This window comes from Paenibacillus sp. FSL P4-0176 (assembly GCF_037975265.1).
Lineage (GTDB): Bacteria > Bacillota > Bacilli > Paenibacillales > Paenibacillaceae > Paenibacillus > Paenibacillus amylolyticus.
The window spans coordinates 5,353,343-5,380,084 of record NZ_CP150242.1 but is presented as its reverse complement, the minus strand read 5'-3'; the positions used below and the strand labels follow the sequence as shown (position 1 = coordinate 5,380,084).

Here is a 26,742-nt window from a genome sequence, read left to right as displayed (position 1 = left end):
CGTTTGATTCTTGGCTATAAGCATTATACTATATCAAAGATAAATTCAAAAAACATTTGAATACGTTTACATTCATGAGTGGACATGATATACTTTCACTCAAATAAGGATTGTTACTGCTTCGGGCAGGCAAAACCTGAACATCACTATGCGTGGACTTTGTTCCATTCATAATGTTGTTCGGGTTTTTTTGCATTCTACGGTCCATATTAAGGATAGAAAAACAGAGGACGTACTTATTTCCAACCAAACTAACATCACGCTGTACAGAAGAAAGGGGAGCACTATGAACAAGAGAAAATGGTTAAACGGTTTTGCCGTAGGTTGTCTCAGTATCATCCTGGTGATTAGTGGATGCGCATCCAAAGCGCCACAAACCGCGAGTGACACACCAAATCAGGCGACAGAACAGACAGAGAATGAAACCCAGAAACCTGCAAACAACCAAGCTGCCAAAGGCAGAACAGTGATTACAACCGACGGTGAAGTGGATGATATGAACTCCGTCATTCGTTTCCTCTTATATTCGAATGAGATGGACCTTGCCGGAATTGTACTGACCAGCTCGGTGTATCATTATGCTGGAGACGAGGAAGCAGGGATCAAGCCGTTCCGCTGGACAGGCACACAGTGGGTGTACGACATGATCGATGCCTATGGCGAGATCTACCCGAACTTATCCAAACATGCGGATGGGTACCCGGAGCCGGAACAGCTTCGAGCGATGACCAAGATCGGTAATATTTCCGATAAAGGGGAGATGGAGAAGGAAACCGAAGGTTCCGAGTTCCTCGAAACTCTTTTCCTCGATGATGACTCCCGAGACCTGATTGTTCAGACATGGGGGGGCACCAATACCACAGCCAGAGCGCTAAAATCGATTGAGGAACAGTACAAAGACACAGCTGAGTGGGATGCGATTCGCAAAAAAGTCAGTGACAAACTGGTCCTGTACATCATCCTCGATCAGGATGACAGCTACAACGAATACATTGCGAAGAATTGGCCGGATATCCGCATTCTCAACGACCAATCGAACTTCTGGCATTTTGCCTATGCATGGAAGATGCATGCCGAAGAAGTGAACAGTAAGCTTCATGGCGACTGGATGGTCAAGAATATCCTGAACGGACATGGCAAGCTGATGGATATGTATGCATCGATGGGTGACGGCAAAATGATCGAAGGCGAACTAGCCGAAGAACAACGGGGAAGTGCTGAGTATCTGAAGAACAATCCACAATATGACAAGTACGATTTTATATCTGAGGGTGACTCTCCTTCCTTCTTTTATCTGATTGATAATGGGCTGCGCAGTATGGAAGACCCTTCCTACGGCGGTTGGGGTGGACGCTTTGGAGTTGTGAACGACAAGCTGTTTAGAAACAATGTGCTTGATTACGATCCGTACACCAAACGCTATGAAGCCGAATACTCTCTGATGAGATGGTTTGACGATGTGCAGGATGATTTTGCAGCACGTGCAGACTGGGCAGTTGCAGACACTTACGAAGGTGCCAACCATAATCCGTCTTTAACGATTAAGGAAGGGGTGGATCTTAGTGTTAGTCCTGGGGAGGAAGTTACTCTTCACGCGGAGGGTAAAGACCCGGATGGAGATCAACTGACCTATACGTGGTGGAGATATTTCGAAGCGGACACTTATGAGGATTCCAAAGTAACACCGAACAAAGTTAAGCCTGAAATGGCGGGTGACCTGCAGCTTGGGTTGCATCGTGAACTTGCCAAGGATGAGCAGGTGGATACGATAAAATTACAGGGCAGTGACACCGAAGCGGTGACATTTACCGTTCCTGACGATGCCAAATCGGGTGATACCCTTCATATCGTTGCCGAAGTACAGGATGATGGAGAGCATCAGTTGAAGCATTATCAACGTGTGATCCTAACTGTGAAATAAAGAAATAGAGGGGTTGTCCCAAAAGTAATCAACATGGCTGGTGGGACGCCCCTCTTATTTGTGTAGTCCGATCGTAATTGATCCGTTAACGCTGGATGCCTGACCAGAAGACATTCCAGGTGATTGCCAAAGCTTGTTCATAGGATTGCCGTGTCTCATACACGAGCTGTACATCCAATCCATCCATCACGGTGACAAAAGCTACGGTGGCTTCTTCCGGACCCAGGCGTATATCGGAATGTCTGGTAAATACGGCTGCCAGCTCTTCCTTCAGTGTCCCGAGGTACGTTCGATACTGGGCTAGCACAAAATCATGCACCTCCAGCGGTGTGATAAAGGACAAGATATACATAAAAGCAACGTTTGGATGAGTCAGAAAGCGATTTTTGTGTTCATGCAAAAAGGCATATAACTGCTGATCCAAAGTTTGGGTAACATACTCGCTGAAGAATTGGCGTACAAACTGTTGTTCCTCCTGCACAACTTCCTCATATAACTCCAGCAATAACGCTTTTTTGGATGAATAATGATAAGCCAGGGATTGCTTGCGAATGCCTGCCTCTTCGGCAATCTGCGCCATCTTGGTCCCCTCGTAACCCAGACGATTAAAATGTTGAATGGCAATTTCCTTGATTCGTTTTTTACTCAATGTCTACCTCCAGTTGGCGAGCTGAATACCTCTGCTGTTTTTGGGAGTATACCAAATATAACAAGATATATACCACAAAAATGCCTATAGAGATAGCATACACCACCGTATAGGAAAATGCAGAAGCCACAACGCCCAGGATCAACGAACCACCGCCAATTCCGAGGTCAAAGAAGTTAAAGAAGGAAGCCATCGCACTTTCGTGCTCATGTTCTTCTACAAGATTCACACACCAGGTCTGAATCGCCGGGAATATGGCACCAAAACCAAAGCCGTATAACGCACCGGCGATCAGGAATTGCACATCACTCTGGGCGATAATCAGAACCAGTAGCCCCGCGATTGCAAACACGGCAGAAGGTAACAACACGGAACCTGGTCCCCATCGATCAAACATTTTCCCCGAAAACAGTCGAACGGCGAAGCTGGCAATGGCAACGATGAAGAAAAACCAGGCTATATTCTCGAACCCTCTTTCGGCGGCAAATAAAGCCACAAAGGACATGATTGAACCCGCTGCAATGCCAACGAGCATAATGAGAAGGGAAGGGAAGAGTACCTTCTTTTCAATCAGTTTCACCGAAGGGACATGAGTTTGCATAGACTCACTACTACCTTCTGTTTTCGGCTTTCTGGATACAAACACTGTCATTAGGAGAGCTAACAGCAAAATGCACATACCTCCCATAAACAGGCTCTGGTAGTCGTACCTAAACAACAGGCTTGTTCCAATCAATGGACCAATGGATATAGCGACCGTCTCCCCTACGCCGAAATACCCCATACCTTCTCCCCGGCGATCTCTTGGTATGTTTTCAGTGGCAATCGTTGCAAAATATGTCGTTGCCAAACCAAATCCGAATCCGTGGATCACTCGAAATACAAGAATCATCCAAATACCTGACGATAGGTAGTATGCGCCTGTCATTAATGCACAGATAGTGATGCCGATAATCAATAGATATTTTTTATCTATTCGAGCTGCCAAAACAGAAGTGAAGGGTCGAATCAAGATGGCAGAAAACATAAATACGCCGGTAACAAGCCCAATTTGGGAGGCTTCGCCACCAAGACTTGAGACAAACAAAGGCAAGGTCGGAAGCAACATTTCAAATGCCATAAACAATAATGCGTTGGCTAACATGATAAATAGGAATGATCTTCCCCAGAGTTGCTGAGGTGTAGAGCTATGTGTTGAAGTACTCATGGTTTTCCTCCGTAATATTGATCTCTGTCGCGCGACATGTTGAACTGATTTTACCTGACGATCGTCAGATTGTAAAGCGCGTATTCAGAGCAGGAGTTCATGATTTTTTAGTGGATGAGAGAAGTTATTAATTATTTTTAATTCATATTCCAACATTTTCCGGTATACTAATCAGATAAAATGATTCAAGTGAATACTACCTCGGAGAGGTGATATGCAATGACGGTTGATATACTTGTAAGAAATAATGTTAAGGTACTTGGCTCGGGTAGCCAAACGATTGTATTTGCTCATGGTTTTGGATGTGATCAGGATATGTGGCGTTACATTATTCCAGGTTTTATGGAGAACTACCGTGTGGTGTTGTTTGATTATGTTGGATCTGGCGAATCTCAAATTAACTATTATGATGCTATCAAATATAGCAACCTTCAAGGATACGCCCAGGATGTGCTGGAAGTTATGGAAGCGCTTGAGCTAAAGGACACCATATTTGTCGGGCATTCCGTCAGTAGTATGATTGGTATGCTGGCATCGATTCAGAACCCTAAATATTTCAAAAAAATTATAATGTTAGGGCCCTCCCCACGTTACGTGAATGATCTGCCGAATTATTATGGAGGTTTCGATCGGAATGATATCGATGAATTGCTTGAGATGATGCAGATGAATTTTATTGGGTGGGCGAGTTATCTGGCACCCATTGTGATGAACAATCCGGAACGGAAAGAGCTGACGGAAGAGTTGGAGAAAAGCTTCTGCTCCAGAGATCCGCATATTGCGAGACAATTTGCCGAAGTGACGTTTTTATCTGACTGTCGTATTGATCTGGAGCAGGCAACTGTGCCAACATTAATTCTTCAGTGCTCGGATGACAGCATTGCCCCAGTAGAAGTAGGGGATTATCTACACGCCCATCTGAAGAATAGCAGGTTGCAACAGATGACGGCCAAGGGACATTATCCGCATCTAAGTCAACCGGAAGAAACCATCCGAATGATTAAGGATTATTTAACGAGCGCATAAAACGCGGAAGAAAGGCAGTTATTCCATGGATATACAATTAGATCTGGCTCCCTGTGGATACTTCTCTATCTCTGATTCGGGCGTCGTACAGTCGATTAATCAAACTTTGCTTACGATGCTTGGATATGAACGCGATGAGCTCATAGGGCAACATATTGAATCCACCATGTCGGTGAGCAACAAGGTGTTTTTCCATACGTATTTCTATCCCTACATCCAGTTATATGGACATGTGGACGAGATGTACTTCACGTTCCGTACCCGTGATCAGCAGGCTGTTCCTGTTCTGCTTAACGGTGTTCGTCAGACCCGTAACGGGGAAAGCGTGGTAGATTGTGTCGTTGTAGTCATGCGTAAGCGAATCGAACATGAGAAGGATATTTTGCATACCAAAACGAAGCTTCAGGAGCTGTATCAAGCGACGCAAGAAGCGAATAAAGAGCTTGAACGACTGCATGAGGAATATAAAATTAAAGAGCAGGCGTTAATCAAAGTGAATGATCAGTTGGAGACAATGGCCTCCACCGACTTGTTGACAGGATTGAAGAACCGCAGGTTTTTCCAGGAAAAAATGCTTGAATGCTTACTGATGTTCCAGGAGAAACAACGTTATTTCTCCCTTCTCGTTGTGGACATTGATCATTTCAAAAACATTAATGATACGTACGGACATCCGATCGGAGATCTGGTGCTCGGTAATCTGGCAGGGCTGCTGCAAACGGTATCGCGAAGTACGGATGTGGTTGCACGTTACGGTGGGGAGGAATTTGTTGTCATTCTTCCAGATTGTGAAGAGGAGCAGGCGATCGGTATTGCAGAACGATATCGTTCACAGGTTGCTTCAGCCGATTGGGGTGAATATAACATTACTGTGAGTATCGGTGCGGCCACTGTAGTCGAGGATGATACGGAAAAGTCCTTGTTCCAAAGAGCGGACAACGCCCTGTATGCCTCCAAAACCGGAGGACGAAACCGGGTGACACATGCAGCTCAGATGGTAAAAAGTTAAGGATTGGATTACATCAAAAGAAAGCAAAAAGGAGTCTGTGCATGATGAGGGAGATGATCCCACATGCACAGGCTCCTTTTATTTGCGTGAAAAAGATTTACTAAGTTGAGATGGCAGACTCAGGGTTAATTTATCGCGGTGCAAGGTAACCATATGCTTTAGCCGGAGAGTTCGCCTGAGGACGAAAATCTTCGCTCGGTTCATCCATAAATGCCGGGTTCACATATATGGAGTGTGCATCATTGCCAGATCCCTTGATGTAGGCGGCGATGCCGGAGTAGGCTTTATTTTTCCAAACCCACAGGGCATCTTCCTGCTCACCTGGTGAGTAATAGACATTATGGTCAAACACATTGCCGGTATTGCTAGTATATTCGTTGTATATCAGTACTTCCGAGCTGCCCGATACGAGAATGTTACGCATGAACGTATTGTTCTTTGTCCGTGACTGTATGAATAACTGTCCATTGCCTGCATTCAGGGTATCATTTCCCACAAGCGTATTGTACATAATGTTGCTATCCTCGGTAGCTCCTCGTTCCTCGTCATAACCTCCCATGGCAATACCCGTCAATCTGTTGGAATAAATCAGGTTATCACGCACGGTAATGTTGCTGGTTGAACGTCCGGCATGCTCTGAGGCAATCTCAATTCCGATGTCGCTCCGGTATACCCGGTTCTGGTCGATGATATGATCTTTCCCGCCATCTACGTAGATGCCGCCGGCCGAGTTGGTATCATTGGGCAGGTCTGTACCGTAGGAGGGATTGTTATTGGACGTAATATCGTATACTTCGTTTCCTCGTACAATGCCGTTCCGAGCCTGATCGTACGTGTCGTCCTCGGACGTACCCTCGTACCCGATCAGATCAATACCAATATTATCGGAATCATGGATGATATTGTCCTGGATGGCAAAGGTATCAACATTACCGTTGACTGCGAGTGACTCGCTTGAACCAAGTGTAAGATCATACAATTCATTATCCTTGATGATGATATCGCGTAAAGCTTGAGGGTGCTCTGTGCCATATATGGCAATACCGTGGGCATCCCTGCCCCGCAAATCGGGACCTTCAGGAGTTGCGTAACTAGCGATCGCGTGTATGGTGTTGCCTAACAGCTGAATATGCTCACCTGCTCCGTGGACATAAATCCCGGTTGGAACTTGGCCCCCAAGTGTGGTTGTGAAATTACGAATTTCGAGATTCTGAATCGTGATATAACTGGCATTTTCAATTTCAATCAACCCTTCAATGCCCCGAACAGATAAACCTTTACCATCAATGATAACCTGCTCCTGAGGATAACTTGAAAATAGGGTTGGATTAGCGGAAGAATTACCGCTTTTGGTGATTTTGACTTTCTGATGGTAGACCCCTTCACGCAAATAGATCGTACTTCCCGGCGAAGCATGGTCTGCTGCGTGCTGCAACGTTTTCCACGGAGATTGAATGGTTCCTTTATTCGAGTCGTTTCCTTGGGGTGATATGTAATGGATGACCTGGGGATCAGACTTTTGAACAGAAACGGATTCCTTCATGGCAGATGTATGATTCTGACAACCGGATACAAGCACCATCAGAATCGGAATCATAAGTATAACTACGCGAATCAAATCGTTTCCCCCTTGAATTTAGCTTTGAAGATAGATTATAGCAGATTTGAACGGGTTAATAACCCATGATATGCTCTTATAAAATCAGCGAGGAGACTGCTCATGAATACATTAACGATAGCTGAATTAGTAGATCGGGAGAATCACGCATGGGAAGAACTCAAGGAACTCCTGGATAGTGGGCAAAATACATATGTGTATGTTCCAGCAAAACAAGAGGCTGGAGAGGATACCCTCTATCGTCTGCAAATAAGCACCAAATCCTATTTGGGGGCTGTTGCTTATGAGACAGAAGGTATTGTACTGGACCATGGCTGGATTACTCTGCTTGGTGCGGGTGGTGACAGTACATCGGGGAGTCTCACCAGTTGGAATGGTGTGAGTGGGCAGCCTTGGGTAGATGTGCTGGAAGGTATGATGGTCGTTGCATATGATGCGGCAGGTGGTTTCTTTGGACTGGACACAGGTAAGTATGGCCGCACGGGACACATATATTATTTTGCACCGGATACACTTGAATGGGAATCGACAGAACTGGCATATTCAGGTTTCATCAACTGGCTGGCGAATGGTGATCTAGAGCAGTTCTATCAGACCTTTCGCTGGAAAGGTTGGCAAGAGGATATGTCTCAGCTCCAGCCAGGACAAGTATTTGCGTATTATCCACCACTTTGGACGCAGGAAGGTGACGGCGAGAGCAGCAGTAAAGCCCCAATTAGCATAATGGAGGCCTGGAAGTTTGCACTGGACGGGAAATAGTTGGCATGCTGCTGTAGGATGAATTCAGGAAAGTAACCGGTAAGTTCAAGTTCATTGAGTGATCTACTTAAAAAAAACGGCATTTCTATTCCAAACTAAAAAAGGCTCGCGCTTGGTGCGGGCCTTTTTGTTCTGAACTTTAAACATCAATTATCAATTGTCCAATGTAACAGGTTTAATGCCTGAGCGTGAAGCTCTGCTATGCCAGACGGTCAACCCGAGTGAAACAAAGCAGACGAGCAAGAGACAAGCATACACCACATGATAAGCTTGCTCGACCGAGACTCCCGGAATGCTGTGCAGCAGCAGCCCACACACGGCTACAGACACCGAACCACCGAAGAATTGGATCAGTTGTAACATCCCCATACCTGAACCTATCTGGGCTTTGGGCAGCACTCGTGACGCTTCATTATTCAGGGAAGCCATGGAGGCTGACAGTGCCGGTGAGAAAAAGAGATAACCACTGGTAATGATCAAGGCGGATTGATCAAGTCCGAGCATGAATAAGGCAAGTACCGCTGCGAGCAGGGTGTGTCCGATGATCATAAATCGCATATTGCCATAACGGTCGATCCAGCGTCCAACGAAACGGGTGCAGAATGCTGCAACAATAGCTCCAGGTGCAATCAGCAAACCAATGGCGAGCGAAGAGCGTCCATATAGATCAGCGAGCACAAGCGGCATCAAAAACAGATTGCCCAGATTCACCACCAGCACGCAGAATCCGATAAGGATTAACCGGGTATATCCTGGCGTTCGGAACACTTGTGGATTCACAAATGGAAGACTCGCTTTCCGAATATACAGGAGGTGTGCGATAAGCGAGATAACGCCGATGGCAAACCAGAACCAGGATTGCTGGGTGATCGCGACCAGAAGTGTAGTGGCGTTAATGACGGTTAATATGGCGCCAATAACATCGAACGGCTGATCTGTTTTGACGGATTCACGGGGGAGAAAATAGAGCAATACAGGCAGGGCGAGCAGGACAAGCACCGTTATGGCAAAAAGTCCGTTCCAGCCCCAGTACTCGCTAATGAGTCCGCCGACAATGGGGCCAAGTCCAAAAGCCATGGCGCTACCTGATGAGATCAGCGCGATGGCAGCTCCGCGTCGTTCCACTGGGATGTAACGACTTGCAATGACGAGACCCAGCCCGGCCATAACTCCTGCACCCGCAGATTGCAGAATGCGTGTCAGTAACAAGATCGCGAAGTTATGCGCGAACAACCCCAGCAATGAAGATAACCCCAGGATCAGAAGCCCGACCGTTAACAGTTTGCGTACCGGGATACGGTCTGACAATCGACTGTAGATCACCGTCGACAGGGCGTAACCAATCGAATAACTTGAGATGACCCAAGACCCTAAGTCTGAGGTGATCTGTAGGTCATGGATAATGACTGGCAAAGAAACATTGAACATGGTGGTGTTCATCACAACGATAAACAAGCAGCACGTCCAGAGTGGCATGACAATTTTATCTTTCACGGTACCATTCCTGTCTTGGGTATGAATATGAATTCGGATTGAGCTTTGATGAAAATGTGATGAAAAGCAATATATAATTTTACGCCCAAATTTATCATATGGCAATAGTGTCATACTAATTCATTCGGATGTGATGAGCATAGAAAGATATTAATAATAAACAATAGACGGATTTCCTGAATTTAACTAAAATGATCATTGAACATACATAAGCAGATGGATCAGCGGTTAGGTAACTAGATATGTAAGTAATTAGCATGTTGAAAATGAAGGAGATTATACCCATGACTCATTTATTATTAATGTCCCATAGCGTATTTCCGACGCTGGATATGAAGCGAACCGCGCAGTTTTATGAAGAAAAGATGGGCTTTCGGGTCGTCGAATATCTTGATGCCACGGAACCTCATATCTGCCTGTATCGTGATCTTACCGAGATTATTTTAACCCAAAGCAATGGACAGAAAGTTATACCCAACAGAGAATTATATGGCTATGGATATGATGCATATTTTATTACCCAGAACCAGGAAGAGCTTCAGCAGGAATTGATCAACGCAGATGTGAAAATCGTACGTGCTCTCAATCATACAGACTATAATAACAAGGAGTTTGTGATCGAGGATATTGATGGAAGATGGATCGCTTTTGGCATTAAACAGGGGTAATTAGATACAGAAACAGGCGCTCCGATAACGGGCGCCTGTTTGTGCATGTTGTATCTACAAATCTTACGCCACAGTAACTTGTTTACCGCGATTGCGAATCCACTTGATGACATCCATCAGAATGACGGCGACAAGAGCAAGTCCGCCTGCAATCAGGAACTCATTCCAGCCGAATGTATCCGGGATTGCGAATACACCGCGAACACCTGGAATCAGTGTGATTGCATAGAGACACAGACATACCAGAATGGAGCCAAGCACGAATTTATTGGTCGTAAAGCCCACCTGGAAGATGGTTTGTGTGTTGGAACGTGCTGCAAATGTTTGCAGACTGCGTGCGAGAATCAAGGTTGTGAAGGCCATAGCCACACTGATTTCCTCCGAAATACCAAGTCCGATATATTGGGACACGATAACAGCTACACCAATCAGGACACCACGTGTTATCACGGCCTGCAGGGTTCCGCCTGCGAAGATACCTTCGTTGATATCACGCGGTTTACGCCGCATGACATCTGGCTCAGGTTTCTCTGTACCCAAAGCAATGGCAGGCAGGGAGTCGTTCACCAGATTGATGAACAGCAGCTGAAGGGCCGTAAATGGATTAACCCAGCCGACGATCAAGGCAAACAAAATGGCGATAATCGCGCCGAGGTTACCGGCGAACAGGTATGCGATGGCTTTTTTGATGTTATCAAATACCATCCGTCCAACACTGACCGCATTCACGATGGAGACAAAGTTATCATCCGTCAGAATCATGGCAGCCGCATCCTTGGCGACATCTGTTCCGCTACCCATCGCTACGCCGATGTCGGCCTGTTTCAGCGCGGGTGCGTCATTGACCCCATCTCCGGTCATCGCTACAACCTTGCCTTTACGTTGCCATGCACGCACAATCCGGATTTTATTCTCAGGAGATACCCTTGCGTATACTGAGATGTGTTCGAGTTGTTGATCCAGCTCTTCATCGGACATTTTGTCCAGTTCAGCGCCGGTAATGGCAAGATCATTCGGTTCGGCAAGGCCGATATCCACACCGATCGCCTGAGCCGTTGTTTTGTGATCTCCAGTGATCATGATGGTGCGAATGCCCGCTTTTTTGGACTCTTCAATAGAACCGTATACCGCTTCACGCGGTGGGTCAATCATCGCTGTCAGGCCAACAAGTGTCAGATCATGCTCGTCATCAATGGTGACCTGGTTTTTATCATCGAATTTTTTGTACGCGTAGGCCAGCACACGGAAGGCTCGTTTGGAGAAGGCCTCATTTTTTTCTTCAAATTGTGTGCGAATCTCGGGTGTGAGGGGCTGAACCTCACCGTTGATAAACACATGACTACAGCGGCTGAACAGCACATCCGGTCCACCTTTGGTCAGCAAGGCCGTCTGTCCCTCGAAGGTATGCACCGTACTCATGAGCTTTCGATCCGAGTCAAAAGGAAGCTCAGCTTCACGCGGGAACTGGTCACGGATTTCATTGTAATCCTTGTTCACCCGGTTGCTGAAGGCAATGAGGGCCACTTCGGTTGGATCACCCAATTCCTTGCCTTCCTGGTTAATATTCGAATCATTGCAGAGCACTGCAATATGTAACAGACGCCGTTCCTCTTCCGACCACTGATCGGGATCATCGGGGAATTCGTCCTTGGTGCCATGGGGAATGTAATAATCCACGACAGTCATCTTATTCTGAGTTAGTGTTCCTGTTTTATCTGTACAGATGATACTGGCAGAACCGAGCGCCTCAACGGCAGGCAGTCTGCGAATGATCGCATGTTGTTTGGCCATCTTATTTGTTCCTAGTGACAATACGATAGTCACAATGGAGGATAACGCCTCAGGAATGGCAGCAACCGCAACAGCAACGGCAAACATCAGTGCATTTACGATGGAAGGCCCGATATTCTCCATACCTTCGGTCAACCATACACGACCGGCTTCAATGCCAAAGATGAGAATCGACAAGCCCAGGATGAAAAAGCCCAGTTTTTTGCTGAATGATTCCAACTTGCGCTGTAATGGTGTGTTCTTGGCTTCGGCATTTTCAATCAGTTCGGCAATTTTGCCGATTTCGGTTTTGAGAGCTGTACCTGTAATGACAAGCATGCCCCGTCCATATACGACCAGTGAGCCACTGAAGGCCATATTGCGACGATCTCCGATTGGAGCCTCATCCGGAATGGCATCCGCGTGTTTCTCCGCAGCTTCGGATTCTCCGGTCAGCATGCCTTCGTTGATTTTCAGACTTCCTGATTCCAGGATACGCCCGTCTGCCGGGACATAATCACCTGCATCCAGCATAACAATATCACCGGGAACGAGTTCCCTCGCTGGAATGGTCTTTTTCTGGCCATCACGAATGACCTTGGCTTCGGGTGCAGACATTTGTTTCAGCGCGTCAAGCGAACTCTCGGCTTTTTTGGTCTGTACTACACTGATCACCGCGTTGAGCAAAATAACCAGGAATATGATCAATGATTCAATCAGATGTCCAAGTACAACCTGTACCGCGGCTGCAATCAGCAACACGATGACCATCGGATCTTTGAAATTTTCGAGGAACAATTTCCAGACGGGTGTTGCATCTTTACCTTTTAACTCGTTATATCCTTCCGTTTCAATTCTCTTGGCAGCTTCGGAGGTCGTAAGTCCCTTGGAGGAACTCTGTACATCCTGAAGGGTTTCCTCCGCACTGTGTCTGTAATGTTGCAATTGACCAGCTCCTTGAATATTAGATTTCTCTGTGTATTACCCTTACGGGCAAAATCTAGAATCGTTTCATTTTCGTATTTTTTTAAGATTATGGATTTATACGTTTTTAGCTGTACACAGTATTTTTCATAATGATCCGAGATATGCCTTTTTTTGAATGTTATTATTTCCAGTTTGGATGATAGTCTGGAGAACCATATATAGATATTGGATCAGAAACTGTGTGCACCATCACACTAGCTCATATCAGGGTCTGTTACGCTATTACATAACGAACTGCGTTTAATCTAAGTTTGGAGGGGAAACCATATGTTTTGTTATCAGTGCGAACAGACGCCGAGTGGCGGGTGTACCGTGGTAGGGGTATGCGGCAAAAACGAAACAATCGCAAGTTTGCAGGATACGATGATTTTTGCGTTAAAAGGCATCGCTGCTTATGCGACACATGCACGCCAGTTGGGATATTCTGATCCTGAGGTGGATCGGATTACACATGAGGCATTATATATGACATTAACGAACTCGAATTTTAATGTACAGGAACATCTGGAGATGGCGATGAAGGTAGGTAATGCAGCAATCCGCATTATGGATGTGTTGGATCGTGCACACACGGACCGCTTTGGTGTACCGCAACCGATTACGGTTAGCCAGAACCAGATTGAAGGACAGTGCATCGTGGTGACGGGACATAATCTGTATGCATTGGAGGAGTTGCTTCGTCAAACTGAAGGGAAAGGAATCAACATCTATACCCACTCGGAAATGTTGCCTGCGCACGGTTATCCTGCGCTGAAGAAATACGCCCATCTCAAGGGTAATATCGGCAAAGCCTGGTACGATCAAAGAAGACTTTTTGAACAATTCCCGGGTGCTATTCTTGCAACGACGAACTGTGTTATGCCGATCAAAGGCACCTATGCAGACCGCTTTTTCTCCTACGAAGTGGCGGGTCTGGAGGGTGTGGCCAAGATTATGGATGATGACTTCTCACCGCTGATTGAACGTGCATTGTCTCTGCCTGCGGCTAATGTAAAATCGGAGCAAGTCTTAACGACAGGATACCATCATGAGACCGTGATTGGGCTTGCGCCCGAGATTATTCAAGCGGTGAAAGACGGTCATATCCGTCGATTCTTCGTTATTGCAGGTTGTGATGCGCCGGGGAAAGGTGGCAACTACTATCGTGAACTCGCGACATCTTTACCGAATGATACCGTAATTCTGACGACTTCCTGTGGCAAGTTCCGCTTCAACGATGTGGATTATGGTACGGTTGGAGACACGGGTATACCGCGTTATATCGATCTGGGTCAATGCAACAATTCCGGTTCTACAGTGAAAATTGCAATGGCTTTGGCGGATGCTTTTGGCTGTACCGTGAACGAGTTACCTGTCAGCATTGTGCTGTCCTGGTTTGAGCAAAAAGCAGTTGCGATCCTGCTTGGCCTGTTCAGCCTTGGCATTCAGGACATTCGTATTGGACCGAAACCGCCTGAGTTCATATCGGAAGGTGTCTTGGATGTACTCGTGGATATGTTTGGTCTGAAGTTAATTACAACGGCAGAAGAAGATATGAACGCGATGTTGGCACTGTCATAGGATGAGGATGTATATTTACGTGCATCGCCATCTGATGACTGCGAATGTCGGTTGTGAGTATGAAGAGTATGACTCATAAGTACAGATGGATAAGAGCCTACATAAGAGTAGGCTTTTTTGCTTTTTCGACTTTCATAGGTCCATATACCTTGTATAAATGAACATGTAATGTCAGGGAAATTAGTTTTTTTATCCTATTGAAGTTTTTTCATGGAAATGTGTATATAGATAGAGGCATATTAGATCATAACACATCACAAAACACGGGTTTACCGTAATATGAGGAGATCGTACATAATGCATGACACACAGATTGAAGATTGGTTGAAACTCGCAGGAGGCAAGGAGAACATCAAGCTCGTAGAACACGATAAGGGCACGACGACGCTAGCACTGAAGGAAAGTACACAATTGAACATGTCGGTTCTTGCCTCCGCAGATGTTGTAGCAAATATTCGGGTAACAGGTGAGCATTGTCATCTGGTAATAAGAGATGAATCTTCACTCATCTACAATACGTTACTGGGTATGGACGCTTGGGAATCTACAGGGACAGCGTTGCAGGAAGAAGGACACACGAAGAAGAACAGATTCTCGATCTTACATTTTGTATCCGATGTGTTCAGGCCCTTGATGCCTGCTATTCTCGGAGCCGCTGTTATTAAGATTTTACTTGCTATAATTACGTTAATGGATACGTACGGTTCAGCGGATTCTTCTGCACTGATGGACAGCCAGACCTTTACGATATTCAGTATCATTGGAAATAGTGTTATTTATCTACTGCCTGTATTGGTAGCAATCAGCACAGCTTATCGGTTGAAGAGCAATATCTATGTTGCAGCATCTATTGGTGGATTGATGTACCATCCGGAGATGACCATGATGATGTCAGGTGAACAAGACGTCCATTTCCTGGGCTTTCCACTCGTGTCCCAGCCTGCTTTTTATACTACTGCGATCTGGGTCATTCTAACGATCTGTGCAGCGGCCTACCTGGAAAAAGCCGTTGAACGATGGAGTCCAAAATTCTCCAAAGGGATGGTTGCCCCATTCCTGACGTTACTGATTCTTGTTCCGTTAGTATTGATGATACTTGGTCCAGCTGGCACTTGGATTGATGAATATCTGCCGGAAGCATTGGATTCACTAGTAGCTAATGCTCCAGTGGTGTCGGTGATGTTACTGGGAGCGGTCTTCTCACTGATGTTAATTTTAGGGTTACACTACTGGCTGATTGCCCTCATCATTAATGAAATGGTTATGAATGGTGGTTCTATGGTGATTGCTGCCATGTTAGTGGCGATTGTTGGACAAGCGGGGGCCGCGCTTGCAAACGGAATCCGCTCGAAAGAGCCAACATCCAGAAGACTTGCTTTCTGGGCAACGGGAACTGCCCTCCTTGGAGTTGTAGAGCCTGCATTGTATGCGGTCAACATGAGAAAAAGATCCTCTTTCTATGCGGCATTGCTGGGTGGAGCAGCCGGTGGGCTGTATTTTGGATTGTTATCTGTCAAGGCATTTGCTATGGTGGGGAATCCGAGCTTGGTCAGCCTCCCGCTCTTCATCGAAGAGGGTAGCTTGAATCTGTTACACACTTGCATTGGTGTGGTTATTGCATTTGGTGTCTCAGGTGGACTAACGTATTGGATGGCAGGAAAAGGACAGAAACGGGGACAGGGGTCACCGAAAGCTAGTATTGATTAATATGTAAAACGTAGCATTGAAAAGTAGCATTAAAGTTGTAAGAAAGAGCTTGTACCTTATGGTGCGGGCTTTTTTGTTGTGTTTTTCTGATTAATGTAAGTATGGAATGTACAATCGCTGTCCACCATTTTATTCAAGCCATAGCTTGTTGGTTATGGAGTTGTCATGTATTTTGATATAGTGAAAACTATAAATCTGGATTACTAATCCCTTTGAAAGGATAACCTATGTCTGACAACATGGAATGGATTGCTCAATGGAAGTCAACGAATGCACTAAGCAACGCATGGATAACGAAAGGCGAGCTGCATTACTTTCCCAGTCACACCTTGATATTTATCATTGATGGAAAAGCGATCTGGAATATAAATGGACACCGAGTTCACGTCTCCTATGGAGAATTAATTGCGGTTGAAGAGAACTCCGTAATGGAGGTCATTGAAGGTGGCAACCTGGATCTGGCAGGCTGGCATGTTCAGTTCGATACATATTCGGTGCTGCATGATAGACGGGAAGCTGAGAAGTTCGAATGGCGGTTACCGTCAGGAGAGGCGTATCAGAAAGTGCAACTGTCCGGTGGAAGTCTGGCAAGTATCATTCAGCATTGGAGTGAAGTGCATACACAGGATCAGAGTGCAGAAAGGGTTGGCAATCAGCATTTGTTATATGAGTTGTTAAATAATCTATATCGGAAACAGCCGGATGACGAGTTGAAGCCAGAACACGGTATACTTCGCTCCATTGACTACATGCAGGAGCATTATGATCAGGTCATTACACGTACGCAGTTAGCTCAGATTGCCGGGATCAGTCCTTGGCATTACTCCCGCAAATTTAGCGAGCGATATGGTAAGCCACCTCTGGATTATCTGGCACACTACCGGATCTACCGTGCGCAAGAAGAATTGATATTAACAGAGGCAACCTCACAGGATATTGCCAAAAAATCTGGATTTGAAGATGCTCATTATTTTAGCCGACGCTTCAAACAACTGACTGGCGTATCACCTAAGATATATAGGCAGACGATGACGCAGCGCAAGATCGTATCACTTTCTCCAATCTGTGCAGAAATTATGATTCATCTGGGTGTCATCCCCCATGCCGTAGTGGTCACCCCAATCCTGCTGTCCCCACATCACCATGAACAATTTATAGCGCATGGAGTGCAGATGCTGGAGGTTACACAGTATGAGGTGGAGATAGAACTTGTTCGACAAGTTCAACCGGAGATGTTGATAGGAAACGTATTGACGGAAGAGGTCAAAAGGGAACTGCGCACAATTGCACCGATTCTAACCGGACTTCATCAAGATGTAGAACCAATGCTCGATCAATTGGCAGCCTGGTTTCTCAAAGAAGAAGAGGCTTATAGACTGCATCAGCAGATGAAACACGAAGTCAGCGTAGCTAAGCGACAGTTGCAACCCATCATCCAATCCGCGTCCACTGTCATGCTGCTGAGGGTAGAAGCGTTTGGTTATCGATATCTGGGTGGGCATTCACACGGGGTATCACACTTGTTATATGAACAGCTTGGATTAACACTGCCGCAAGCACTGGATTCAGGTACAGCATGGTTTAACCCATGTTCGCTTGAACTACTCACACAAGCCAATCCCGATTATCTGTTTGTGGAGAAGCGGATCATGCAGCACTTCAGTGCTGAAGAGAATATGAGGAAACTATGGGAGAGTCCGCAATGGAATGACCTGAAGGCTGTAAAAAATAATCGGGTATTTTACGTAGATACTCACCTGTGGGTAGACGGTCACGGAATTACGGGACACACTCTGATTCTGAATCAGATCGTTCGCAATCTTACGGAACCTTTTCATGAGAGAGCACAATAATCCAACTGAATACGCACGATATGCTATGGAAGCAACACTTCTTATTTGATACTATTTGATAATAATTATCATTATCAATACACATAAGGGGCGAAGTATATCATGTCACGAAGATTTAAAGGGTTTGGTATCATGCTGTTGGTGATTAGTGTAATGCTGGCGGCATGTTCCGGTGGAACCAAGGAAGAGAACGCAACAGCTGGAACAGCAGGTGCTCCAACTGAAGGAGTAGCGAGTACTGCAGAAGAAACAGTGACTGAAAGTGGGACTAAGGTGGTGAAGGATCAGTTTGGAGAAGTAACGATTCCAACTCATCCTCAAAATCTGGTTGTGTTTGATTCGATCTATGCCGAGTATCTGATTGAAATGGGTGTTACACCCCAAATCGTTTTGTTAACTCCAGAAGTTGAAGCGGAATACCGCCCTGATTATTTGAAAGAACATGGGGTCCAGATCATTGAAGTTGAGCAATATCAATATAATTATGAGCAGTTGCTTGCGTTGTCACCAGACATGATCCTTGCAGCTGGCGAAGGAATGGAACAGGGCGTATATGATGAATTGTCCAAAATCGCTCCTACAGTGGCACTTGATGCCAACAGTGAAATGAAACGTGCTATGCCAAAGCTGGCTGCCATATTTGACAAGAACGAAGAATCTGCCAAAGTACTGGCTGAATTCGATGAGAAAGCCTCACAAGCGAAAGAGAAAATCGCGGCAGCCTTGGGAGAAAAGACCGTATTAGTTCTCCGGGTGGAGCACAATCGTTACCGTTTCATGGGTCCCAAAGGAGGAAGCAGCAGTGTTTTCTTCTATGATATCCTGGGTCTGAATAGTCCTGAAGCGATCAAAGACTCTACAGATTGGTTTAGCCAGTTCTCCCTGGAATTTTTGCCTGAGATGAATCCGGATTATATTTTCCTGGAAGACAGAACCCTCGTAGGTTATGACACGAAGAAATCTATGGAAGATCTGAAAGCAAGCCAAGTGTGGTCGAATCTGGAGGCTGTGAAAAATGATCATGTCTTCCCGTTGAAGACAAGCCAATTCGTATCGGGTGTGGGTCCGATTGGATCTGTAAAATTGATGGACTATGTTGTTGAAAAGTTGGTGCCTTAAATGACAACGGAGACACAATTGGATATCTACGATATTACTATTATTGGTGGTGGGCCAGCTGGCATGTATGCCTCCTTTTATAGTGGCATGAGAGCCATGCGTACCAAGATCATCGAAGCCAAACAGGAACTGGGTGGATTCATGCGTACGTACCCGGAGAAGCTGATCTGGGATGTGGGCGGGATTGATCCGATTCGCTGTGAGAAGCTGATTGAATCGCTGGAGAGACAGGCGAGAACGTTCGATCCAACGATTGTGTTTGGGCAGGAAATTGCTGAGCTTGAACGACGTGAGGATGGTGTATTTATACTCATTTCCAAAACAGGGGAGCGTCATTACACACGTACCATCCTGTTATGTGCGGGCAGAGGCATGACTCAGGTGCAAAAGCTGGATATCGAAGGTGCCAATCGGTATGAGCTGACCAATCTGCACTATACGATAACCGATCTGTCCCGATTTGCCGGGAAGCGTGTTCTGATCTCGGGTGGTGGCGATTCCGCAGTCGACTGGGCGAATGAAATGGGCAAAATAGCAAGTGAAGTTACGGTGGCACACAGACGTCATGCATTTACCGGACACGAGTCGCCAGTTGCTCAGATGAAAGCTCAGGCCAACGTCATGACGCCATTTAGCATCTCACGCTTATACGGTACAGGTGACAAAATAGATCGTGTCGAGCTGGCCCATGTAGAAACCGGTGACATCACACATGTTGAGGTAGATGAGGTCGTCGTAAGCCACGGGTATGATCGTGATTTTGGTAACCTCGTGCAATGGGGGCTAGCGCGTGAAGACTACGGCGTGTCCGTTGATCAGCGCATGCGTACCAACATTCCAGGCATATTCGGAGCAGGTGATTTCATTACCTATGGAAGCAAAGTCAGGCTGATCGCTGGTGCTTTTAACGATGCGGTGCTCGCAGTCAACAGTGCCAAGACGTATCTGGAACCTGCTGCCTCCGACATGGCGGGTGTATCTTCTCACAATGCCCGGTTTTATGAAAAAAACAAAGCGCTCTCCAATACGTAGATAGGTTTATACAGATGGAAGGCAATCTGAAGAGCCCGAACAAGTTCGAGATTTCCTCGAACTTGTGTCGGGCTTCAAAAAAAGTTTACACAAACAGCGCCCACCAGAGGGATTCAGGTGGCGCTGTTTTATTTGGTTTGAACATGTCACTATTATCAATAAGGATACGCCGAGATGGATAAAGAGTCTTGAATCACCAGACTGCCGATCTTGGCGAAATGGATAGATGATTTTCTAAGGAGCTCAGGACATCTTATTTGGCCTTCATGTCCTTTTTTAAAATTGTAAGGAACATCAGACACGTTTTCTACCAAAATCCCCTTATAAAAACACTGAAAACGGCTTTTTAATCGGATATAGAGTGTCTCAAGTTCTTTCGATTTCTGTAGGCGCTTCAAATCGTTGAATAAGACGCCTCAGAGTCGTTAGCGCTCGCTCCATGTTTTGATCTAACCGGCGGCGAGCCGAGAGAACGACCCTGAATCCACGATAATGGTCCAAGACACGGACTTGATCAAGCTTCAGGCAAACCATGGCAGGGTCCATCGAGATAGATCACTGCCGTGTTATTGGCCTTGACTGGAAAAGATATTTCCTCTCCGACCCATTGTCTGCGGTACTTCAAGCCGAGGAAATGGCAGACCGAATTATGGCACGTTGAGATGGAATACAGTATGAGAGTGAAAACAACAGATTGGTTTAGATTTGTGGATTAACTTTGACATAACAGACAAAAGGAAGCACACATTATCGGTTATCCCACAAAAGCCTGTCTATTTGCTGATTGAAAGAGCTTTCATTTCATCCGTATACTAAAGGTGTTAACAGGTTGGGTGTCGTAATGAGGCACTCATCGTAATAGGAAAGGATGATATGAATGGGCAGATTAACTGGAAAAGTTGCAATTATAACCGGTGCCGCAAGTGGAATGGGATTGGCAGGTATTCAATTATTTGCAAAAGAAGGAGCCAAGGTAGTGGCTACCGATGTGGCAGTCGAAGCTTTGGAGGAACAGGTTAAACAGATCGTAGCTGGTGGCGGTGAAGCCATTGCGTTGAAGCTGGATGTGTCCAGCCCAGAGTCCTGGAACGCTGTTGTGGAAGAAACCGTATCGAAATACGGCAAAATAGATATTCTGGTCAATAATGCTGGAATTCATATGGCCAAAGGCATTTTGGAAGCTGAGCTAGAGGACTGGGACAAGGTTATGTCCATTAATGGTACAGGTGTATGGCTCGGCATGAAGGCAGTCATTCCTTATATGCAGAAGAATGGACAAGGTTCGATCGTTAATACCTCTTCCATTGCAGCAATCATTGGTGGAATAGCGGATGCCCAGGGCGCGGCTTATAGTGCTTCCAAGGGATCTGTACGTTCATTGACCAAACACGGGGCACAGTGGTTTGCCAAAGACAATATTCGTGTGAACTCCGTACATCCGGGTGCTGTGTTTACGGGTATGGTGGAGAAAGCAGGCATCAAATCCCAGGTGGAGATGGGGGAGAATTACAAAAATCTTGCTCCACTGCCTCCACATGCTGGTGAGTCTATGGATATTGCTTACGCCTACCTGTTTTTGGCATCTGATGAATCCAAATTCATAACAGGTGTTGAATTGCCTGTAGATGGTGGCTGGATCAGCAACTAATTAAAATAAATGTTTCGACATACTAAAGAGGTACTGTCTCTCAAGCTTCAGGAGAGACAGTACCTCTTTTTAAGAGTAGATCCCACTACAGAGTTATGGCGTAACTTTATCCTGCTGGACTCGTTGCAGAATGGAGATTAGACCGATAAATCTCTTGGGATCGGTTCATGCGTGTGAATTCCAACAGTTGTTCAGCCATATAGGAGGCGCTGTATTTGAAGTTGCTTTGTACCCAACCCGTAACTAACCCAAGAACGGCATTGGCCTGATAACAGGCGAGAAGTTCCTTATCCAACCGTGGATCAGGCGACAGATCGGTCACATCCTCCAGATACAAGTTCTTAAGTGTTATATAGAGCGTATCCCTGAAATCCAGTAGCACATTAGAATGAACCAGCAATGTATAGAAGGAAGCATGAGCCAGCACATGGTCAAAAATTTGAATTGCTGAGGCGTTAAGGTCCTTAATATCGAAATCTCGGAAATGCTGATAGGGTGCTCGATAGGCTAATTTTAGATCGTCAATCACGTCATTTAACAATTCATCAAACAGGTCTTCTTTGTATACATAATGCTTGTAAAATGTGCTGCGGTTCAAATCGGCGGATTTGACAATATCGGTGATGGTTATACTGGCTAATGGCTTACGGGACATCCATTCCAGAAGGGCTGTCTTCAGAGCCAGTTTGGATTTGTGTACTCTTCGATCGGTGTCAGATACAGATGGAGACTTAAACATATACACAACCTCCCTTACTTATCAATGATACAGTGCACAGGCAGCAGATTAATCTTGCTACAATACAAAAATGTGAATATATGGTGACTTTGGTGTCGTAAACTGTCCGTATCACTGTGTCCTCCCTTATAATAAACCAAAACGGACGAGGAGATGGACTCCAGATGAAAAAACAAATGTGGATCATTGCAAGTGTTGCAGTTGTGATTGTAATCGGAACCTATCTGTTTGCAAGCAATACGGGCAAGGAAGAGGCGGGTACAGCCAATGCACCCAACATCCGAAAATTGGTGGAAGATATCAGCACAGGCAAAGAGACACCGGAATCTGCCTCCATCAATGCTAAACAGTTAATCGTCACCGATCAAGATGAAAAAACCATTACATATGATTTGCCTGAGAACGAATTTTTCCTTTCCATTGCACCCTATGTGGACCAGACCCATCCCTGTGCAATTCATAGCTTGACCGGTTGTCAGGGGGAAATGATTAATAAGGAATTCAGTGTTACCATTCACGATTCTCAAGGCAACACTTTTATGAAAGATGCAGTGATTAAGTCTGGTGCGAACGGATTTATGGATTTTTGGGTGCCTAGAGACAGAACCTATCTGATTCGTATTGTTGGAGATGGAAAGGTTGCAGAAACGCAATTGTCTACATATGAAAATGATAATACATGCATCACTACGATGCAGTTGAGTTAACAGCAATCAATAGAAGGGAAGGATGGCTTTTGAGCTATCCTTACCTTTTTTATTTGATAAAAGAATGGGAATAAGGTACTTTCCATTGACAAAAATCCATTCCTACGGCATAATCCAATAGTGATAATGATAATTGTTATCATATAAATACATATTAACAGGGGAGAAAAGAGATATGAAAAAAGGGTTGAATGGACTGTTGATTATGCTGGCCTTTGTGCTGGTTTTGGCGGGTTGTGGTAAAAGCACGACTACAACAGATACAAGTCAAGGTAGTGACTCGGGTAGTGCTCCGGCTGAAGAGACAGCAGGTCCTGTTACCGTGAAGCATAAACGTGGAGAGCTTAAGCTGGACAAGCCAGCAGAACGTGTTGTTACGCTTGAATGGACATATACGGAAGATGTTGTTGCCCTGGGTGTTCAACCAGTAGGTAACGCAGATAACGCTAACTATAAAGTGTGGGTAACATCCGAAGCAGCACTGGATGACAGTGTAACGGATATCGGAACACGCAGTGAACCAAATCTGGAAGCTATTGCTGCATTGAAGCCAGATCTCATCATTGCTAATGCAGATAATAACACAGCGGTCTACGATCAGCTTAACGCGATTGCCCCAACTATTGAATATGATCCGTATGATGGTGACGGCTATGATTATGACAAGATGACAGAGATATTTAATAACATTGCAACAGCTCTCGGTAAAGAAGACAAAGCAAAAGAAGTTCTGAGTAATCTCGATCAGCACTATGTAGAAGCCAAAGAAAAACTGGCTGCTGCGGGGAAAGAAAACTTCAACTTTGCACTGACACAAGCGTTCACATATCAAAATGCAGTCAGCCTGCGTATGTTTACCGATAACTCGGTTGTGATTGGTACTTTGGACAAAATCGGACTGGTTAACGAATGGAAGCCGGATAAAGTTGAGAACTATGGCTTCTCTACAGTAGGTATTGAATCCTTAACCGATGTAAAGGACAGTAACTTCATTTATATTACACAACCAGACGATGACGTCTTTGGCACAGCCATGAAAGATAACTCGGTATGGAACGGACTGAACTTTGTGAAGGAAAAACGCACATATCAACTCGATAGTACAACATGGACATTTGGTGGACCGATCTCCTCCAAAGTATTGGTTGATGGGGTAGTCGAGGCGATTACCAAATGAGTTCGGTTCAAGGATCTAAGCCAGCTATGAATTGGCGCACAATAAGCATATATGGGGGCGGTATAACCGCTCTCATCGTGCTTTTTTTTGTAAGTCTGTGTTATGGAGAAGCTTCCATTCCTTTGCATGTCGTTTGGGACGCTCTTACAGGCAGACAGGATTCATTAGAGCACAATATGGTCTGGGACTTGCGCATGCCGCGGACAGTAATCGGTATTCTTGCGGGTGGCGCACTGGCTGTTGCGGGCGCTTTGCTGCAAACGATTACTCGTAATCCATTGGCTGCTTCAGATACGCTGGGCATTAATGCAGGAGCGTACTTTGTGGTGGTGCTGGGAGCTATCGCTTTTCCAGGTCTATTAAGTCAGTCGCCTTTTCTTTTCGCAGCACTAGGTGGTTTGCTAGCAGCATTTGCGGCTTATTTCATGGGCGGCGGACGAACATCAAGCCCGGTTCGACTTGCGTTGTCCGGTATGATTGTATCGATGGTGCTTGGTTCATTTACAAGTGCATTACATATTTTTTTCTCCATGGAGACACAAGGGTTGTTCCTTTGGGGCTCCGGAACACTTGTCCAGAATGACTGGAGTGGTGTGTTTTATGCTTTACCTTGGGTGGTTGGTATTACCCTTCTCGCGTTAATTCTGTCCAGACAGTGGGATATGCTGGAGTTGGATGAATCAACAGCCTCTTCCTTGGGACAAAAGGTTACATTGGCTCGTGCAGTAGGGTTAATTCTTGCTGTATTGCTGGCCGCTGTGATTGTAAGTGTAATTGGGCCGATTGGCTTCGTGGGACTGGTCGCACCACATCTGGTTCGATTGAGTGGTGTACGTTCTAATCGATTACTTTTACCCGGTGTGTTCATATGGGGCGCAGCGCTCCTGGTTGGAGCAGATGTCCTCGCCAAGATGGTGCATAACTCCAGCATGGAACTGCCAACGGGTGCTGTTATGGCAATCATTGGTGCACCGTGGCTCATCTGGCTTGTTCTTACACGCATGAAGGCTGCAAACGGATCAGGCATGTCAACTTCAATGAGCACAGGAGGAGCTGCGCGTCGCTTTGCATTTGGCCCGATGGCTGTATTATTTTCAGTCATAACGGTCGTGCTTATCTTGCTCAGTACGATGTTTGGCGGTATGCGAATTCCGCTGGCCGATTGGTTACCAAGTCTGTTCCAATCGGATGGACTGTTCTCCGCGCTGATTCAGCTTCGGATTCCGCGTACACTTGTTGCCGCAGGTGCAGGAGCTGCACTGGCAATCAGTGGTGTACTCATTCAGATGGCGGTACGTAACCCGCTGGCAGATGCTTCAATTGTTGGTGTGTCCTCAGGTGCAGGGCTTGGAGCGATGATGGTCATCATCTTATGGCCGGGTCTTCCGATATACTTGCTGCCAATTGCGGCAATCATCGGTGCAGCCATTGCTGCAGTGGTGGTGTTCTCCCTCGCCTGGAAGAAAGGACTGAACCCTTCGGCGGTTGTGTTGCTGGGGATTGCAATGTCTGCCATTGCTGGAGCAGGTATTCAGATTCTGATTGTCCGTGGTGCGGTATACGGTAGCAGCGGATATATCTGGCTGACAGGAAGTACCTATGCTCGTACCTGGGAACAGGTGAGGGTTATCGGATTATTTTTAGTTATTCTGGTACCGGTGGCTTGGTGGCTGGCACGCAGATTCGAACTGCTGGTATTTGACGACAATAGTGCATCCGGGCTTGGTCTCGGAGTACGTCGTACACGATTATTAGCCATGACAGTTGGTGTATTACTTGCAGCAGGTGCGGTTGCTTGTGTAGGAACCGTTGGTTTTATCGGTCTGATTGCACCACATATGGTTCGGTTACTGACGGGGAATAAGTTAAGACGATCCATGTTCCTATCCGCATTAGCGGGTGCAGTCATGCTGGTGCTCGCCGATACAATCGGCAGAACCGTCATGGCACCGACAGAGATTCCATCAGGCATACTCATTGCGATCATCGGAACACCGTACTTCCTGTATCTGATGTATCGTTCCAACTGGCGCAAGTCTGTATAAAAAGTTCAAACCTGAAGCCTGCTCCCCGAGCAGGCTTTTTGCTGTCA

At 45.9% G+C, this 26,742-nt stretch carries 20 protein-coding genes; 14 read left to right on the top strand and 6 right to left on the bottom strand.

Going from position 1 to position 26,742, the window contains the following annotated elements; translation table 11 throughout:
• Positions 1–286 precede the first annotated feature (286 nt).
• Complete coding sequence (locus MKY95_RS24935; protein ID WP_076328186.1) at positions 287–1,921, top strand: DUF1593 domain-containing protein; 1,635 nt, start codon at positions 287–289, stop codon at positions 1,919–1,921.
• 85 nt (positions 1,922–2,006) lie between these two features.
• Here MKY95_RS24935 and MKY95_RS24930 read toward each other — a convergent pair whose 3' ends face one another.
• Positions 2,007–2,570: a TetR/AcrR family transcriptional regulator gene (locus MKY95_RS24930; RefSeq protein ID WP_076328185.1), complete on the bottom strand. Its 564-nt coding sequence runs from the start codon at positions 2,568–2,570 to the stop codon at positions 2,007–2,009.
• Positions 2,563–3,777, bottom strand: a complete 1,215-nt coding sequence (locus MKY95_RS24925; RefSeq protein ID WP_076328184.1) for an MFS transporter — start codon at positions 3,775–3,777, stop codon at positions 2,563–2,565. Before MKY95_RS24925 ends, MKY95_RS24930 begins: the two co-directional genes overlap by 8 nt.
• Positions 3,778–3,996: 219 nt before the next feature.
• On the opposite strand from MKY95_RS24925, the gene MKY95_RS24920 reads away from it, so the two are divergent.
• Together MKY95_RS24920 and MKY95_RS24915 are read left to right on the top strand one after the other, a co-directional pair.
• Positions 3,997–4,803, top strand: coding sequence for an alpha/beta hydrolase (locus tag MKY95_RS24920; protein ID WP_036617433.1), 807 nt, complete (start codon positions 3,997–3,999; stop codon positions 4,801–4,803).
• A 25-nt stretch (positions 4,804–4,828) separates the two neighbouring features.
• The gene (locus MKY95_RS24915) at positions 4,829–5,812 is read left to right on the top strand and encodes a sensor domain-containing diguanylate cyclase (protein ID WP_076328183.1); all 984 of its coding nucleotides are present in this window, start codon (positions 4,829–4,831) and stop codon (positions 5,810–5,812) included.
• A gap of 130 nt (positions 5,813–5,942) precedes the next feature.
• Here the strand turns inward: MKY95_RS24915 and MKY95_RS24910 are convergent, their stop codons facing one another.
• Positions 5,943–7,430 (bottom strand): DUF5123 domain-containing protein, encoded by a 1,488-nt coding sequence (locus MKY95_RS24910; RefSeq protein ID WP_339194920.1) that lies wholly within the window; start codon positions 7,428–7,430, stop codon positions 5,943–5,945.
• Between the two features lie 102 nt (positions 7,431–7,532).
• Here MKY95_RS24910 and MKY95_RS24905 point away from each other — a divergent pair, with 102 nt between their 5' ends.
• Entirely contained in the window at positions 7,533–8,189 is a 657-nt protein-coding gene (locus MKY95_RS24905; RefSeq protein WP_339194917.1) for a DUF2625 domain-containing protein, read from the top strand.
• Between the two features lie 153 nt (positions 8,190–8,342).
• On the opposite strand, the gene MKY95_RS24900 is transcribed toward MKY95_RS24905, so the two are convergent.
• A complete protein-coding gene (locus tag MKY95_RS24900) occupies positions 8,343–9,683 on the bottom strand; it encodes an MFS transporter (protein ID WP_339194915.1) in 1,341 nt (446 codons plus the stop codon).
• 284 nt (positions 9,684–9,967) lie between these two features.
• Between MKY95_RS24900 and MKY95_RS24895 the strand changes: the two genes are divergently transcribed.
• Positions 9,968–10,351, top strand: a complete 384-nt coding sequence (locus MKY95_RS24895) for a VOC family protein (RefSeq protein ID WP_339194911.1) — start codon at positions 9,968–9,970, stop codon at positions 10,349–10,351.
• A gap of 63 nt (positions 10,352–10,414) precedes the next feature.
• Here MKY95_RS24895 and MKY95_RS24890 read toward each other — a convergent pair whose 3' ends face one another.
• Positions 10,415–13,066: a cation-translocating P-type ATPase gene (locus MKY95_RS24890; protein ID WP_339194908.1), complete on the bottom strand. Its 2,652-nt coding sequence runs from the start codon at positions 13,064–13,066 to the stop codon at positions 10,415–10,417.
• 309 nt (positions 13,067–13,375) lie between these two features.
• Between MKY95_RS24890 and hcp the strand changes: the two genes are divergently transcribed.
• The 6 genes from hcp to MKY95_RS24860 all read left to right on the top strand — a co-directional run bounded on the left by hcp (position 13,376) and on the right by MKY95_RS24860 (position 22,027).
• Positions 13,376–14,668, top strand: a complete 1,293-nt coding sequence (hcp, locus tag MKY95_RS24885; RefSeq protein WP_339194905.1) for a hydroxylamine reductase — start codon at positions 13,376–13,378, stop codon at positions 14,666–14,668.
• Positions 14,669–14,965: 297 nt separating this feature from the next.
• Positions 14,966–16,375 carry a PTS transporter subunit EIIC gene (locus MKY95_RS24880; protein ID WP_339194902.1) on the top strand — a complete coding sequence of 470 codons (1,410 nt, stop codon included), beginning with the start codon at positions 14,966–14,968 and terminating at the stop codon, positions 16,373–16,375.
• 227 nt (positions 16,376–16,602) lie between these two features.
• On the top strand, positions 16,603–18,228 hold the full coding sequence (locus tag MKY95_RS24875; protein ID WP_339194899.1) for a helix-turn-helix domain-containing protein: 1,626 nt from the start codon (positions 16,603–16,605) through the stop codon (positions 18,226–18,228).
• Between the two features lie 102 nt (positions 18,229–18,330).
• Positions 18,331–19,347 (top strand): ABC transporter substrate-binding protein, encoded by a 1,017-nt coding sequence (locus MKY95_RS24870; RefSeq protein WP_339194896.1) that lies wholly within the window; start codon positions 18,331–18,333, stop codon positions 19,345–19,347.
• The gene (locus MKY95_RS24865) at positions 19,348–20,379 is read left to right on the top strand and encodes an NAD(P)/FAD-dependent oxidoreductase (protein WP_076318799.1); all 1,032 of its coding nucleotides are present in this window, start codon (positions 19,348–19,350) and stop codon (positions 20,377–20,379) included.
• An 877-nt stretch (positions 20,380–21,256) separates the two neighbouring features.
• Positions 21,257–22,027, top strand: coding sequence for a glucose 1-dehydrogenase (locus MKY95_RS24860; RefSeq protein WP_047843874.1), 771 nt, complete (start codon positions 21,257–21,259; stop codon positions 22,025–22,027).
• A 106-nt stretch (positions 22,028–22,133) separates the two neighbouring features.
• Here MKY95_RS24860 and MKY95_RS24855 read toward each other — a convergent pair whose 3' ends face one another.
• Positions 22,134–22,766: a TetR/AcrR family transcriptional regulator gene (locus tag MKY95_RS24855; RefSeq protein ID WP_047843873.1), complete on the bottom strand. Its 633-nt coding sequence runs from the start codon at positions 22,764–22,766 to the stop codon at positions 22,134–22,136.
• Positions 22,767–22,930: 164 nt separating this feature from the next.
• Between MKY95_RS24855 and MKY95_RS24850 the strand changes: the two genes are divergently transcribed.
• The 3 genes from MKY95_RS24850 (at position 22,931) to MKY95_RS24840 (ending at position 26,695) form a co-directional block, all read left to right on the top strand.
• The gene (locus MKY95_RS24850; RefSeq protein ID WP_339194894.1) at positions 22,931–23,473 is read left to right on the top strand and encodes a CueP family metal-binding protein; all 543 of its coding nucleotides are present in this window, start codon (positions 22,931–22,933) and stop codon (positions 23,471–23,473) included.
• Positions 23,474–23,648: 175 nt separating this feature from the next.
• Positions 23,649–24,650 carry an iron-siderophore ABC transporter substrate-binding protein gene (locus MKY95_RS24845; RefSeq protein WP_047843871.1) on the top strand — a complete coding sequence of 334 codons (1,002 nt, stop codon included), beginning with the start codon at positions 23,649–23,651 and terminating at the stop codon, positions 24,648–24,650.
• Positions 24,647–26,695: an iron ABC transporter permease gene (locus tag MKY95_RS24840; protein WP_253502300.1), complete on the top strand. Its 2,049-nt coding sequence runs from the start codon at positions 24,647–24,649 to the stop codon at positions 26,693–26,695. The genes MKY95_RS24845 and MKY95_RS24840 overlap by 4 nt, the downstream gene beginning before the upstream one ends.
• The last annotated feature ends 47 nt before the right edge of the window (positions 26,696–26,742 follow it).

What these genes read in the sequence shown, in the direction of transcription:
- MKY95_RS24935 (WP_076328186.1), top strand. Translation starts at nt 287, where the DNA reads ATGAACAAGAGAAAATGGTTAAACGGTTTTGCCGTAGGTTGTCTCAGT.
- MKY95_RS24925 (WP_076328184.1), bottom strand. Translation starts at nt 3,777, where the DNA reads ATGAGTACTTCAACACATAGCTCTACACCTCAGCAACTCTGGGGAAGA.
- MKY95_RS24920 (WP_036617433.1), top strand. Translation starts at nt 3,997, where the DNA reads ATGACGGTTGATATACTTGTAAGAAATAATGTTAAGGTACTTGGCTCG.
- MKY95_RS24915 (WP_076328183.1), top strand. Translation starts at nt 4,829, where the DNA reads ATGGATATACAATTAGATCTGGCTCCCTGTGGATACTTCTCTATCTCT.
- MKY95_RS24905 (WP_339194917.1), top strand. Translation starts at nt 7,533, where the DNA reads ATGAATACATTAACGATAGCTGAATTAGTAGATCGGGAGAATCACGCA.
- MKY95_RS24895 (WP_339194911.1), top strand. Translation starts at nt 9,968, where the DNA reads ATGACTCATTTATTATTAATGTCCCATAGCGTATTTCCGACGCTGGAT.
- hcp (WP_339194905.1), top strand. Translation starts at nt 13,376, where the DNA reads ATGTTTTGTTATCAGTGCGAACAGACGCCGAGTGGCGGGTGTACCGTG.
- MKY95_RS24880 (WP_339194902.1), top strand. Translation starts at nt 14,966, where the DNA reads ATGCATGACACACAGATTGAAGATTGGTTGAAACTCGCAGGAGGCAAG.
- MKY95_RS24875 (WP_339194899.1), top strand. Translation starts at nt 16,603, where the DNA reads ATGTCTGACAACATGGAATGGATTGCTCAATGGAAGTCAACGAATGCA.
- MKY95_RS24870 (WP_339194896.1), top strand. Translation starts at nt 18,331, where the DNA reads ATGTCACGAAGATTTAAAGGGTTTGGTATCATGCTGTTGGTGATTAGT.
- MKY95_RS24865 (WP_076318799.1), top strand. Translation starts at nt 19,348, where the DNA reads ATGACAACGGAGACACAATTGGATATCTACGATATTACTATTATTGGT.
- MKY95_RS24860 (WP_047843874.1), top strand. Translation starts at nt 21,257, where the DNA reads ATGGGCAGATTAACTGGAAAAGTTGCAATTATAACCGGTGCCGCAAGT.
- MKY95_RS24855 (WP_047843873.1), bottom strand. Translation starts at nt 22,766, where the DNA reads ATGTTTAAGTCTCCATCTGTATCTGACACCGATCGAAGAGTACACAAA.
- MKY95_RS24850 (WP_339194894.1), top strand. Translation starts at nt 22,931, where the DNA reads ATGAAAAAACAAATGTGGATCATTGCAAGTGTTGCAGTTGTGATTGTA.
- MKY95_RS24845 (WP_047843871.1), top strand. Translation starts at nt 23,649, where the DNA reads ATGAAAAAAGGGTTGAATGGACTGTTGATTATGCTGGCCTTTGTGCTG.
- MKY95_RS24840 (WP_253502300.1), top strand. Translation starts at nt 24,647, where the DNA reads ATGAGTTCGGTTCAAGGATCTAAGCCAGCTATGAATTGGCGCACAATA.